1 rRNA gene is annotated in these 545 nt (G+C 55.4%); it reads right to left on the bottom strand.

What is annotated here, in order from left to right:
* Window positions 1–8: 8 nt before the first annotated feature.
* Window positions 9–545 (bottom strand): 16S ribosomal RNA (locus ACFQ3J_RS27060); the annotation flags it as partial.

The following is a 545-nucleotide window of genomic DNA, read 5'->3' as shown; positions in this document are numbered from 1 at the left end:
CTCCATAGAAAGGAGGTGATCCAGCCGCACCTTCCGATACGGCTACCTTGTTACGACTTCACCCCAATCATCTACCCCACCTTCGACGGCTGGCTCCTTGCGGTTACCCCACCGGCTTCGGGTGTTGTAAACTCTCGTGGTGTGACGGGCGGTGTGTACAAGACCCGGGAACGTATTCACCGCGGCATGCTGATCCGCGATTACTAGCAATTCCGACTTCATGCAGGCGAGTTGCAGCCTGCAATCCGAACTGAGACCAGCTTTTTAGGATTCGCTCCACCTCGCGGCTTCGCTTCCCGTTGTACTGGCCATTGTAGTACGTGTGTAGCCCAGGTCATAAGGGGCATGATGATTTGACGTCATCCCCACCTTCCTCCGGTTTGTCACCGGCAGTCACCTTAGAGTGCCCAGCCTTACCTGCTGGCAACTAAGATCAAGGGTTGCGCTCGTTGCGGGACTTAACCCAACATCTCACGACACGAGCTGACGACAACCATGCACCACCTGTCTCCTCTGTCCCGAAGGAAAGGTATATCTCTATACCG

This window comes from Paenibacillus provencensis, from assembly GCF_042678545.1.
GTDB lineage: Bacteria > Bacillota > Bacilli > Paenibacillales > Paenibacillaceae > Paenibacillus > Paenibacillus provencensis.
This window is presented reverse-complemented; position numbering and strand designations above follow the sequence as displayed.